Origin of the sequence: Prosthecobacter sp. (genome assembly GCF_044378005.1) — a bacterium.
Lineage (GTDB): Bacteria > Verrucomicrobiota > Verrucomicrobiia > Verrucomicrobiales > Verrucomicrobiaceae > Prosthecobacter.
Window position 1 is genome coordinate 1 of the sequence record NZ_JBILYB010000027.1, and the last position, 11,814, is coordinate 11,814.

The 11,814-nt window shown below is 61.1% G+C and carries 7 protein-coding genes; 3 read left to right on the top strand and 4 right to left on the bottom strand.

The features are described 5' to 3' along the window. Window positions 1–84: 84 nt before the first annotated feature. The 3 genes from AC6FTP_RS07890 (at window position 85) to AC6FTP_RS07900 (ending at window position 6,371) form a co-directional block, all read left to right on the top strand. Complete coding sequence (locus tag AC6FTP_RS07890; protein WP_497206364.1) at window positions 85–702, top strand: RNA polymerase sigma factor; 618 nt, start codon at window positions 85–87, stop codon at window positions 700–702. A 2-nt stretch (window positions 703–704) separates the two neighbouring features. Then, window positions 705–3,308, top strand: coding sequence for a serine/threonine protein kinase (locus AC6FTP_RS07895; RefSeq protein ID WP_497206365.1), 2,604 nt, complete (start codon window positions 705–707; stop codon window positions 3,306–3,308). A 78-nt stretch (window positions 3,309–3,386) separates the two neighbouring features. After that, window positions 3,387–6,371: a PSD1 and planctomycete cytochrome C domain-containing protein gene (locus AC6FTP_RS07900; protein WP_497206366.1), complete on the top strand. Its 2,985-nt coding sequence runs from the start codon at window positions 3,387–3,389 to the stop codon at window positions 6,369–6,371. A gap of 3 nt (window positions 6,372–6,374) precedes the next feature. Here AC6FTP_RS07900 and AC6FTP_RS07905 read toward each other — a convergent pair whose 3' ends face one another. The 4 genes from AC6FTP_RS07905 to AC6FTP_RS07920 form a co-directional block, all read right to left on the bottom strand. Continuing rightward, complete coding sequence (locus AC6FTP_RS07905) at window positions 6,375–7,154, bottom strand: ABC transporter ATP-binding protein (protein ID WP_497206367.1); 780 nt, start codon at window positions 7,152–7,154, stop codon at window positions 6,375–6,377. 14 nt (window positions 7,155–7,168) lie between these two features. Next, window positions 7,169–7,597 carry a YlbF/YmcA family competence regulator gene (locus AC6FTP_RS07910; RefSeq protein ID WP_497201997.1) on the bottom strand — a complete coding sequence of 143 codons (429 nt, stop codon included), beginning with the start codon at window positions 7,595–7,597 and terminating at the stop codon, window positions 7,169–7,171. A 217-nt stretch (window positions 7,598–7,814) separates the two neighbouring features. Beyond that, entirely contained in the window at window positions 7,815–10,781 is a 2,967-nt protein-coding gene (locus AC6FTP_RS07915; RefSeq protein ID WP_497206368.1) for a transglutaminaseTgpA domain-containing protein, read from the bottom strand. Window positions 10,782–10,796: 15 nt separating this feature from the next. Further along, complete coding sequence (locus tag AC6FTP_RS07920) at window positions 10,797–11,705, bottom strand: AAA family ATPase (RefSeq protein ID WP_497206397.1); 909 nt, start codon at window positions 11,703–11,705, stop codon at window positions 10,797–10,799. Window positions 11,706–11,814: the final 109 nt, after the last annotated feature.

Genomic DNA, 11,814 nt, shown 5'->3' on the forward strand with positions numbered 1-11,814 from the left:
CGTTGGACACTGCTCCAGGTGTTGCGTGATGGCAATGAGGCGGAGTCAAAAGTGGCGCTCGAAACTCTCTGCAAGGCATACTGGATGCCTCTCTACTTTGTGGCTCGTCGACGTGGCATGAATGAGCACGATGCTGAGGATGTTGTGCAGGGGTTCTTTCTGTGGCTGCTGCGGCGGGAGATGCTCGAAGAAGCGGATCAGGCACGGGGCAGGCTGCGGGCCTTCCTGCTGACTTCGTTTGAGAACTTCATCTGCAAGGACTGGCAGAGGCAGAATACTTTGAAACGGGGCGGAGGAGTCGAGCATGTTCATTTCATCCCGACCAGTCATGCAGAAGAGCATTATCTTCAGTGTGCGACCATGGAGGCGGATCTGGAGACGCTCTACAACCGGGAATGGGCTCGCAATCTATTGCAGCGAAGCCTGGAATCGCTCGGTCAGTCCTATCAGGATTCGGGACGGGGTGAACGGTTTGAGAGCTTGATGCCCTACCTTACCCAAGCCATGCCCGAGATGAGCGTCAACGAGGCTGCTGCGGATGCAGGCATGAGTTCCATGGCTTTTCGCACGGCGCTCTGCCGCGTGCGCGTGCAATTTCGGGAACGGATCGAAGGCGAGCTGGCACTGACTTTGGGCTCGGATGATCCTGATCTTATCAGGCAGGAAATGCAGGATCTCTTCAAAGCCTTCGAATCACCCTGAACATGATGCCCAAACCCGTCTCCAGTTTCATCCTGGGCAATGAGCGGTTCATCCTGGCTCAGATGCTGGATGATTCCCCGCCCGATGCAGCGATGGACGAAACCCTCGGGCCTTACCGGCTGAATGAATGCCTGGGCGAGGGGGGCTTTGGTCACGTTTGGCTTGCCGAGCAGATAGAGCCTGTCAGGCGTGAAGTCGCGCTGAAGGTGCTCAAGCGCGGCATGGATTCCTCCCAGGTGCTTGCGCGTTTCAGCCTGGAGCAGCAGGCGCTCGCCAGCATGGAGCATCCACACATTGCCGCGCTTTTGGATGCCGGAGCCACGTCGGATGGGAGGCCGTATTTCGTCATGGAACTGGTGCGCGGTCCATCGATCACCAACTTCTGCCAGGAAAAGAATCTGGCGTGTCAGGAGAGAGTGGCGCTTTTCAAAGATGCCTGTGGCGGCGTGCTGCACGCGCATCAGAAGGGCATGATCCATCGCGATCTGAAGCCCTCGAACATTCTCATCGCGGAAGTGGATGGGAAGCCCGTGCCGAAGATCATCGACTTCGGTATCGCCAAGGCCATGACAGAGGGCTTTGCGCAGGAGGCATTCTTTACCCGTGCCGGGCATGTGATGGGCACGCCGCAATACATGTCTCCCGAGCAGCTCAGCGGCAGCAGAGATGTCGATGTCCGCAGTGATGTGTATGCGCTCGGGGTCCTATTTTATCAAATGCTCACGGGCTCGCTGCCCTACCAGTCTCTCGTCCGGGAGAACACGACTCACGCCGAGATGCTGCGCGTCATGCACGAGAAGCGGCCCGTGCGCCCCTCGGTGCAGATGACGGAGACGGTGAAGCTGACGACGAGGCATGAGAAAGGGGCAAAGCCCCGGCTTTCCATGTCTGGTATCCCGGCGGATCTGGACTGGATCATCCTGAAGGCCCTGGAACAGGATCGTGATCGCCGCTACGACAGTGTGGGTGCGCTGATCGCCGATGTGGAGAGGTTTCAGCAAAATGAGCCCGTACTCGCTCACCCTCCCAGTATTGGCTATCTCACAGGGCGCTGGGTGCGGCGGCATCGCATCATCTTTGCCGCGGCCTGTGTGAGCCTCACGGCCATCATCGGTGGAGCCGGCGTCGCCCTCTGGCAGGCTCATGAGGCACGTGTGGCCCAAGGCATGGCTGAAAGTGAGGCGGCACGAGCGCAGCAAGCAGTGGGCTTCCTCACCACGATGCTCGATCGCGTGGCGGTGGAGATCGCCAATGGCAGGAACCCTGAAGCTCTCCAACTGGCCTTGGAGAACAGCCACGAAGAAATCCAAAAGCTAAGCCACGATCCACCGCTTCAGGCGGAGCTCTTCAAGCGTGTCGGGGGGCTTTATGACACAATTGGGGAACGCAAACACACGCTGCCGCTCTTGAAGGCCCAGGTCGAAGTTCTCGGTCAAATCCATGGTCACGACAGTCAGATCGCCTGGAAAGCAGAACTGGCCTATTTGGTCAAAGTCGTGGACCATGGAGCGCGCAGTACGGCCCCGTTGCTGATCGAGGATATGCTCCATCGCCTGGATCAAAAGGGGCAGCGCTACTCCACCCTGTGGTTCCAGGTGAAGCGTCAGCTCGTGCGTGCCTGGACAAAATTGCGGTTGCCCAAGAATGCCACAGATGCGGCGAGGGAGACACTGCAGGAGTTGAAGCAGCAGGGCATACCCGCAGCCACGACCATCACCGTGAAGTCCGCCTGCCTCGATGCCTTCAAGGAGGCGGGTGATTATGCCATGGCTGAAGCCTTGATTCAGGAGTGTATGCAGCTCTGTCAGCATGAACCCCGCGTCGGCACGCAGCGGGAGTGGGTCGAAGACCGCTATATCTGGCTCATTCGCGCCAAAGGCGACCATCGTCGCGGGGTGGACTGGCTGGCTGAAAAAATAGCCGGACTCAAAAAATCAGGTGACGTGGAACCCACAACGATCATCAAGCTGCTCATGGAGCAGGCGCGCTTTGAATTTGATGCCGGACTTCGAACTGAATCCATTCAACATGCGGGCGAAGCCTGCTCCATCGCCCGGGAAATCTCTCCTGTGGAGACTCCGACGCAAGGCTTGCAGACCGCCCGGGAGCATCTGGTGGACACACTCTGTGATCTCGCGGAGTACGAAAGTCGCGACGGCAGGCATGAAGATGCCATTCGCCATGCGTGTGAGGCATTTCAGGTCGCGGATGAGCAGGGGCATATCAACCGTCTGGAAGACTCCCTGCTGGTCCTTGCTCAAGCCCATGAACGCGCTGGAGATCTTGATTCAGCCTTTGAAAGCTACCGTCTGCGGTATGAGCGCGTGGGACAGCGTGGAGCCAACTACCTCCGCTGGCATGAGGATCTCCAATTCATGTGTGTGACCAGGCTGAAACAAAACCGCGCCGATGATGCCATGACACTGGCTCACGAATTATGGAAGAAGGAAAACTCCAGCAAGGAGGCGCGCCAGGATAAAGCGCATCTCGCTGACATTGCCAGGCTCGCCCTGCGCTGTCACGACGCGCTGAAGAAATGCCGCCCAGACACGGCTGAACCTGCGGAATACCCGGCGTGGAAGGCTGCCGCGACCCCTGCCCGATGACAGGCCTGAGCGAATAGTCCAAAGCCAAAGCAGGCACGAGACATGACTGCGGACGTTGGTTATTTCATCCCTTCTCTCATGCTGTTTCGTGTTCTCACCCTCGGAGCCATCATCCAATCTGCTGTGCTGCACGCTGCCGAGCCTGTTTCCTTCAGCCGCGATGTCCTGCCGATCTTGTCTGACAACTGCCTCTCCTGCCATGGCCAGGATGAAGGGCATCGCAAAGCAGATCTGCGGCTCGACACTCGCGAAGGCGCTCAGGGCGTCATCAAGTCTGGCGACCTCATCGCCCGCATTATCACCGACGATCCTGAAGAGATCATGCCGCCGCCGAAGTCTCACAAACCCAAGCTCAACGGCGAGCAGATTGGTTTGCTGAAGCGTTGGGTCAGTGAAGGTGCCGCCTGGGGCAAACACTGGTCCTTTGAGAAGCCTGTGAAACTGCCTGTGCATGGGCATCCCGTGGATCATTTCGTCAAAGCGCGGCTCGCCAAAGAAGGCCTGACACTCTCCAAACCAGCATCAGCCCACACACTTGCCCGGCGGTTGTCTTTTGATCTCACAGGCTTGCCGCCATCGGACTCGTCAGACGTGTCGGACATGTCCGACTACACCGACAAGCTTCTCAAATCCCCCCACTTCGGCGAGCGCATGGCCATTTGGTGGCTGGACGTGGCGCGCTACTCGGACACGGATGGCTTTCAATCCGACGCCACGCGCACGAACTGGCCCTGGCGTGACTACGTCGTCGAGTCGTTCAACGCGGACAAACCCTTCGATCAATTCACGCTGGAACAATTCGCCGGAGATCTCCTGCCGAATGCCACACCCGAGCAAAAACTAGCCACCTGCTTCCACCGCAATCACATGACGAATGGTGAAGGCGGACGAGACAAAGAAGAGTCTCGTATCGACTACGTCATCGACCGTGTGAACACGATGGGCAGCGCCTGGCTCGGCCTCACGCTTGGCTGCACGCAGTGCCACACGCACAAGTTTGATCCCATCACCCATGCCGACTACTACAGCCTCAGCGCCTTCTTCAACAGCATCGACGAAGACGGAGCCGCTGGCACTGGGGCCAAGCCTTACCTCAGCTACCAGTCACCTCATGCCAAGCGCGCTGTCGCCGAAGCCCAGCAGCTCGTTGATCAACGCAAACCCATCGAAGCCAAGGCTCGCGAGGATGCAGAGAAACCTTTCGCTGAATGGCTCAAAGTACGTCAGGCGGAGGTGCGTGGTGGATTCCAGGCATGGCATGTCCTGCGAGGTGCTTTGGAATCTCAGGAGGGCACAAAGCTCGCTCAGAACAAGGGCGGCAGCGTGATCGCCAGCGGCCCGAATCCGAAGCAGGATGATTACCGCCTCATCACCTCCATCAAACTGCCACGCCTCACTGGCTTGAAGCTGGAAGTGCTTCCGCAAGGCGGCGTGTTATCGCGGGGAAAGTCGGGCGAGTTCATCCTCACGGACATCAAGGTGCAAGTGCGTCGCCGTGGCAGTTCGCAGATTCGTGACATCCTGGTGAAGAGCGCTGTCTCAGACACGAAAGTCGAAGGCAAGGCCCGTGAGTATGGCGATGTCAAAGGCACGCTCGATGATGATCCACGTAATGGCTGGACCACGAAGGGCTTCCCGAAAGACCAGCCTCACACCGCGCTCTATGGTCTTGCCGAACCCCTAGTGCTCGAAAGCGATGAAGAGCTCATCTTTGAACTCCGGCATCGATCGACGAATGGCGATGCGAACATCGCGAGCTTCCGTTTATCCGCCACGGATCAGCCCGGACCTGCCGTGCGTGAGCTTGGCTCCACGCCGCTGGAGCAGCTCGCTCAGGGCAAAGTCGAGCGTGAGCGGCTGATGGCGCAGTTCCTCGAAGATCATGAGCCTTATCAGATCGCCAAAGCCTCGCTGGATCGAGCTAATGCGCAGCTCAAGGAAGTCACCGCGGCGGCGGGGAAACTGAACGTCATGGTCCTGGCTGAGCGCAAAGAAGCGCGTGAAACCCATGTCCTCGTGCGCGGCGTGTGGGACAAGAAGGGGGACAAGGTCACGCAAGGTGTGCCGGCAGCCATTGCACCATGGCCGGAAGGTCTCGCCAAAGATCGCCTCGGACTCGCGAAGTGGATCACCTCGAAGGACAACCCGCTCACGGCCCGTGTCTTCGTGAATCATGTCTGGCAGATGCTCTTCGGCGCTGGCATCGTGCGCACGCCGGATGATTTCGGTCTCCAAGGCCAGCGCCCGACACATCCCGAGCTGCTCGACTGGCTGGCGGTGGACTTCATGGAGCATGGCTGGGATGTGAAGCATCTCATCAAGACCATCGTGACGAGTGAGACGTATCAGCAGAGTTCTGAGTTCGTAGTTCGGGCGTCAGCCCGTTCTGGAAGCGCTGCTGACGGGCTGAAGCCCGAACTACAAACAGACCCGCAGAATTTGCTGCTCGCACGTGGGCCGCGTTTTCGTCTGCCTGCATGGATGATCCGGGATGCGGCGCTGGCTTCTTCAGGTCTGCTGAATCCCGCGCTCGGTGGCCCACCGGTTCGTCCGTATCAGCCGGGTGGAGTCTGGGAGGAGATCTTCATGGGCCGATACACCTATGAGCCCAGTGAAGGTGCGGCGCAGCATCGCCGAACGTTGTATGCTTTCTGGCGGCGCAGCATCGCGCCAACCTTCCTTTTTGACAGTGCCCAGCGCCGCGTCTGTGAAGTCGGCATGTCACGCACGAACACACCACTGCAAGCGCTGACCTTGCTCAATGACCGGACCGTGTTCATGGCGGCACAAGCACTCTCGAAGAAGATGCTGGTGCTGCCGGATGAGCAACGCCTCGGCGCGCTCTACCAGCACGTGCTTTCACGCCATCCCACTGGCGATGAACAGGCAGTGCTGTCGCGTGAGTGGCAGCGTGCCCGTGATCATTATCAAAAATCACCGCAGGAGGCGGCGAAGTATCTGGAAGTGCCTTTCGTCAAGGAGGCGAAGCTCGCGGAGCTCGCCGCAGGCACGCTGGTGGCGACGATGGTGATGAACCTCGACGAAGCGATCACTCACGAGTGAGGTTCACCACTTCAGGCTCGTCACTGGCAGCCGCTGTTCATTGTGGTGTTCTTTGATGATCTGCCCGTCTTTGAGATAGAGCACTCGGTCGGCCATGCCGGCCATATCGGCATTGTGGGTGATGACGACCACCAGCGTGCCTAGCTCGCGATTGATGCGCTCCACGGCTTCGAGCACGGTGATGCCGGTGTTGATGTCGAGCGCACCTGTGGGTTCGTCGCAGAGCAGCACTTCGGGGCGTTTGGCGATGGCGCGAGCGATGGCCACTCGTTGTTGTTCGCCACCACTGAGCTGGCTGGGGAAGTGATCCATGCGGTGTTCCAGATTCACCATGGCCAGCGCTTCCTCGGGTGACATGGGATCACGCGCGATCTCGGTGATGAGCGCCACATTCTCCCGTGCCGTGAGGCTGGGGATGAGATTGTAGAACTGGAAGACGAAGCCCACGCAGTTCCGGCGGAAGAGCGTGAGCGTGCGTTCATCACCCTCGCCGAGATCCCAGCCTTTGTAGCGCAGGTGACCTTCGGTGGGCACATCGAGTCCGCCGAGGATGTTCAGCAAGGTCGATTTGCCACTGCCGGAGGCTCCGAGCAGCACGACGAGTTCACCCGCGACGAAGTCGAGATTCACGCCCTGGAGAGCAACGACATCGAGTTCTCCGGTGTGATACACCTTTCTCAAGCCACGGGCCTCGAAGATGGGCGCTGAAGGAATGACGGAATTTGAATCACGGATGACGGACCTTTCAGAAGGTCCAGTCACATGGGTTTCGGCATTCGTCATTCGGGCTTCATCATTCAGTTACAGCCGCAACCGCCGCCACCACCACCGCCGCAGCAGCCACCACCGGAGCCCATGACTTCTTCGAGGGCGGGCACGCGGCCTTTTTCGAGAGTCTTGCTGATAAAGCCATTCACCGTGCTCGCCACGCTTTGCAGGGCGTCCTGGGCGGACATGAAGCTCTGGATGAGTTCGTGCTGATCAGCCTGATCTTGGAGGCTCTGGAAGCGGCTGATTTCGGTGGGCTCAAGCTCGGCGCCACTGCGGTGACGCTGCTCTAGCGTGCGGCCCAGGGTCATGACTTCGCGGTAGAGGGACACGGCCTGCTCGTCAGCGAGGAAGGTTTCCGCAGCGTTGCGGGCGGACTGGATTTCAGGATCGGAGGCGATGGCGGCGCAGAGGGCTTCGATCTGGGCGGAAATGGCGGGGGCGATGAGCGTGGACATGGCTGGCGAGAGTAGGCCGTGTTTCCGAACTGGCAAGGCTGGCCTCACGCCAGCAGGGCTTACGCATCCAAAAGATAAGGGGTTGATTGCTACAGGATTCACAAGATTGGCAGGATTAACAGGTCTGAAAAAAATCCTGCTCATCCTGTGAATCAGGTAAATCCTGTCACTTTGACCATGATTTACAATCAGGTGCCGATTTGATGCTTAAGCCATGTCACGCCAGTGTCCGCACGGCCTGCTGAAAGGTCTGCCAGTCCCGCGAATCGGATTTCGGGCCGTAGCGGACCTCGGCGTATTCGCTGGCGAGGTGGCGGACTTGCGGGCCGAGGGCGGGTTTTGCCAGAGCGACTCGCTCGGCGTAGCTCAGCGGCCCTTCGGAGGCTCGCCGGACAGGAGCTCCGAGCTTTTCCAGTCGTGTGCAAAGCTGGAGCCAGGAGCGTAGCCAGGGATCACGCACGCGGGCGGGACGGCGGAGCCAGAGCATGAAGCCGATGAGGGTGACCAGCAGGAATCCACCGCTGATGAGCAGGAGCCAGTGCCCGCGCAGTTGGCCGAGACCGAGCCAGTTCAGCCAGGCGATCTGGGCTTCTTCATCGAAGCTGATGACCGTGTTAAACCAGTCATACTCGATGCTGTCCCACCACAGGCGCAGTCCGGTGAAGCTGCGCCAGAGCAGACTGCTGCGCTGTCTTTCCAGCTCCTCCTCACCTCCGGCGAGCAGCGTGCGCAGGTCCAGCGTCATGCGCGCAGGCACGAGCGCGGCGGTGGGATCCACACGCGTCCAGCCCTGGCCTTCGATCCAGAGTTCCGTCCAGGCATGAGCATCCGACTGCCGCACGATCATGTAGCCGCCGCGCTGCGACCATTCACCGCCCATGTAGCCGATGACGATGCGCGCGGGCACTCCTGCCGCCCGCATGAGCGTGGCAAAGGCGGCGCTGAAGTGCTCACAGAAGCCGACGCGTCGATCAAAGATGAACTGCTCTAGCGCCCGCGGACCTTCATAAACGCCGGGCTCCAGAGTGTACTGGAAACCCTGCGCGCGCAGGTGCTCCACGGCACGCTGGGCGATCTGCACATCGGTGAAGCCCTTGCCTTTAAACTGCTGCCCAAGCTCTCTCACACGCGGAGACAAATCCTCGGGCAGGCGCAAGGCCGCAGCCCGCTGATTACTGGTGAGTTTGCTGCCGGTCTTTTGGGTGAGTCGCGAATGGACCTCGAAGCGGTGCAGGCTGTCCACGCGTTCATAGGCGGTGAGCGTGTCGTCCTGGATGTCGGGCAACGTCTGGCGGCCTTCATCGAAGGCCTCGATGGGCACATCCAGCGCGGGCAGCCATCTTTGACCATGGGGTTCCAAAGTGATGATCTGCTGCACATCTCCGGCGCGTTTGATCCCGCCCAGCGGTGCCTGAAAGGACCAGGAACCCTTCTGCCAGGTGAGCCCGTCATCGCACTGCCAGAGCACCAGACAGCGCCAGTAGCGGCTGAAGTTCTCCGGCGGTGCCGAGTTCGGGAATTCGGCACGGAAGGAGACATCATCACTCTTCGCGATCTCGGAGATGCGGCCCGGCTCCAGCGAGCTGGAGATGCCGGTGACGTGCGAGCGCTGGGTGCCCAGCCTCTCCAGGAAACTCATGCTGCTGCGCGGAAAGGCCACGAAGAGGACTGCCGCCACCGGCAAGGCCTGCGCCAGCATGATGCCGGTGAACTTCAAGGGTGGCAACCAGCCATCAGCCCCACGACGGAAGCGCACCATGCACACGCCGATGGTGGCGAAGAGGGCAAAGGTCCACAGCGAGCGGCTCAGGGATTGATCGGTGAGCAGACTGCACAGGCAGAGGAACCAGCCGACGAGGCTCAGCACCTGGAAGTCATGCGGTGTTCGCGATTCCAGCAGCTTGCCTCCGAGCAGCACCAGCAGCACGGCGATGCCGCCCTCCATGCTCATCACATTGCCCGTGCTGATCTGCACGGCCAGCACGCCGACCAGGAGCACGCCGATGCTGATGTAGGAATAGGAAGTCGTGGTTTTGGTTCGGGCCTGGCTGGCCTTCGCGGGCTGCTTTTTCCAGCCCTGCTCGGCAAACCTGAGCCGCCAGACCACGCAGCCGATGAACAGAATCACCGCCGCCACCGGCACAATGTCCATCAGCATCATGGCGGTCAGTCCGAGCGTGATACAAAGCACGAGCAGCGGCCACGGCGGCAGGTGGGCGCTGCGCTCATGCCCTGGCGGCAGGCGTGGTGTCTTGTCCGTCGTCTCCTGGGTTTGTGGACTGGCCTCCGACAGTGCATCCAGACAGCGCTGGGCCTGCGCTGGGCCGAGCCCGGCGTCGATCTCCACGCCAGGGAGCCGCAGGGCATAGGGCGTGCCGCTGAGTTCAGCTTCCTCGATCCAGCGGGCGATCTGCCCCGCTCGTGCCGACTCGGGCAGGTCGATCTTTTCCCAGTCCAGCGTCAGGGCGCGGCTGGAGCCGCTGGTCCATTGCTTCACAAGCAGCGGCCTGCCACGGGCCACGGCACGCCAATCGACATGTCGCAGGGAGTCGCCCGGCTGCCACTCGCGCAGACCAGCGAAGTCATCGCCCTCTCGGCCCGGCCTTCCACCGGCGGGAGTGAAGCTCAGCGCCTCGCCTTTGATCTGCGCATCGGCTGCGGGCAGGGGCAGGGAACCCTCGGCCTTCGGGTGAATGCGGCGCGCGGCGGCGATCTCGATCACGCGCTCGGCGCTGAAGAAACCCATCGGGTAAGAGCTGCGCAGGATGATGCGCACGGACTCCTGCACGCCTGCCTCGGCCACCTTCACGGGCACGGAGACATGCGCGGAGCCGCCGGTGTCGATCTCCTCGATGAAGCACCACTTCGCATCGCTCTGCGCAGCCATCACTTCCACGCCCCACACGCCTTGGCCGGTGGCGGCGCGGAGTTCGAGGGGAAGCTTCGTAGCTTCGCCCGCTTTGCCTCCGGCCAGGCGGCCCATGCTGATCTGCACACCGCGCAGGTTTTCCCGCGCGCGCAGCCAGGTCATCGCGGCGAGCACGGCGGTGACGAAGCAGAGCAGGTAGGCCGCGCCGTTGTTCTGCACGGCTCCGGCATAACCCATGGAGAGCACGATGCCGAGCAGCGAGACGGTGTGCAGATTCCACCGCACGCGGATCGAGCTCGTCCTGCCAGATTTCATGGTCGTTGAGTGGGTTTACGGCACAGCGACTTCATCGAGCAGGCGCTCCACTTCATCGAGACCACCGGCGAGGCGATGCGACATCACGCTGCTGGCCACGGCTTGCACGTCCTCGGGCAGCACCATGACGCGGCCTTCCATCAGCGCCCAGGCACGTGCGGCGGCTAGTAGGGCAAGCCCGGCACGTGGTGACATGCCGTGCCCGCCGGAGCGGCTGGCGGCGAGGAGATCCTGGAGGTAGTCGAGCAGCGGCTCGGACACATGCACGAGCCTTGCGAGTTGCTGCATGTGGCCGAGTTCGCTCCAGGTCATCACGGGAGGCATGGCACGCAGCATCTCGCGGCGGTCCTGGCCTTGCAGCATCACACGTTCGGCACCGCGCTCTGGTGCGCCCAGCGCCAGACGCATGAGGAAGCGGTCGAGCTGGGACTCGGGCAGCATGAAGGTGCCGATCTGGGTGGAGGGATTCTGCGTGGCGATGACGAAGAAGGGCACCGGCAGTGTGTGCGGGGTTCCATCGCAGGTGACTTTGCCCTCCTCCATGGCCTCCAGCAGCGCGGACTGGGTCTTCGGCGTGGCGCGGTTGATCTCATCCGCCAGCAGCACCTGGGTGAAAACCGGCCCCTGATGGAAGGTGAAGCTGCCAGCCTCGCGATCATAGATGGAGGCGCCGAGGATATCGGCGGGCAGGAGATCGCTGGTGAACTGCACGCGGCGGAATTGAAGCCCGAGGGATTGCGCGAGCGCTTGGGAGAGCAGCGTCTTGCCGACACCGGGCTGATCTTCAAACAGCAGATGCCCGCGAGCCAGCAGGCAGGTGACGGCGAGGCGGACGATCTGTTCTTTGCCGAGGATGATCTGGGACAGCGCCTCATTGAGAAGGCGCAGACTCTCCGCAGAAGCGGCAGCCTCAGCAGCGGTCAGGACGAGGTCGTGGGGGGAAGCGGGACGTGAAGACACGCCGCACTTTCACCGATTCCGCGAGGTCAGGGCAAGCAAATACACTGCGCGCGATGGGATTTAGGATTCACGA

What these genes read in the sequence shown, in the direction of transcription:
- AC6FTP_RS07895 (WP_497206365.1), top strand. Translation starts at nt 705, where the DNA reads ATGATGCCCAAACCCGTCTCCAGTTTCATCCTGGGCAATGAGCGGTTC.
- AC6FTP_RS07905 (WP_497206367.1), bottom strand. Translation starts at nt 7,154, where the DNA reads ATGACGAATGCCGAAACCCATGTGACTGGACCTTCTGAAAGGTCCGTC.
- AC6FTP_RS07890 (WP_497206364.1), top strand. Translation starts at nt 85, where the DNA reads ATGCCTCTCTACTTTGTGGCTCGTCGACGTGGCATGAATGAGCACGAT.
- AC6FTP_RS07900 (WP_497206366.1), top strand. Translation starts at nt 3,387, where the DNA reads ATGCTGTTTCGTGTTCTCACCCTCGGAGCCATCATCCAATCTGCTGTG.
- AC6FTP_RS07910 (WP_497201997.1), bottom strand. Translation starts at nt 7,597, where the DNA reads ATGTCCACGCTCATCGCCCCCGCCATTTCCGCCCAGATCGAAGCCCTC.
- AC6FTP_RS07915 (WP_497206368.1), bottom strand. Translation starts at nt 10,781, where the DNA reads ATGAAATCTGGCAGGACGAGCTCGATCCGCGTGCGGTGGAATCTGCAC.